Raw genomic sequence first — 926 nt, 5'->3', positions numbered from 1 at the left:
AACCGCCTCGTCCGACAAACGGTAAGCGTGCTGGAGATAAAGCAGCCCTGCGACCAGCCGCGGCTCTGTCGCGGGCCGACCCTTGCCAGACGGGAAGAACCCCGCCCATTCCCGCTCGAACACGTCCCAGTCGATCATCGCCGCCAGCTTCACCAGCTCGTGCCGCGGATCGATCATGTCAACAAGCCGCGGACGCAGCAGATCATCCTGTTCTTCAGCGCGCGGGCGATGCTTCATGGGCAGAACCGAAATTGCAGGGTTTCGCCGCAAATCATACAAAACCCTGCAGGCCATGGCGAGAAAAACCACAGCGTTTCATCGCAAAATCAATGGTATGGGGGTTGTTCAGGGCGGACTTCATAGACGTCGCCTGCATCAGGCTCTGGCTCCGCCATTTGTCAACATGACCTAACTATTGTGCGCCCTCTTCGAAAGATCTAGGAAACGTCTTCTGTGATAACAAACAGAAGATCTTCGCTGCTAGGACTGGAGGGATCTGCATTTCCTCCATGGGTAATGTGCCGTCCGTCTGCTCGTCGTAGCGCCCGGGTCAAACAGGCCCGCGCCGAGCAGCACGGTGACAATCCGTGCCCGCGATGCTTCGCAAGTGGCCAGTACCCTCAGCGCTTGGTCCTGCCGAGAGCTCGCGGCTCGCCAGTCCCGCCCATGCCGAGGATAGCCTGCGCGCGATGCAGCCGCAGTGCCTAGCGGGGGACAGTTGATCTGCATCAGTGGTGGCGTGGCCGGTGTGTCTCCACATCTGTCTCGCAGGAGGGGCTTGGAGCGGAGCGGCTCGGGCGGCGACAACGATGCCGAACCCGAAGGCATGTCGAGGCGGGTCGGTAGGACGGGGCAACTAGCGGAGCAAGAGCAGGAGACGGCAGGCGACCGGAGCGCCGCAATGCCCCAGCAACTCTTCGTGACAA

General features: G+C 61.2%; 1 protein-coding gene. It reads right to left on the bottom strand.

The window, feature by feature from the left end; translation table 11 throughout:
* The coding region (locus C5F48_RS24165; protein WP_502525987.1) for a transposase at window positions 1-237 on the bottom strand (237 nt) is incomplete at its 3' end.
* Window positions 238-926: the final 689 nt, after the last annotated feature.

The organism is Cereibacter changlensis JA139, from assembly GCF_003034985.1.
In the GTDB taxonomy this organism is placed as follows: Bacteria; Pseudomonadota; Alphaproteobacteria; order Rhodobacterales; family Rhodobacteraceae; genus Cereibacter; species Cereibacter changlensis.
Note: the sequence above shows the minus strand (reverse complement) of the source record. Positions and strands in the feature narration are given on the sequence as shown.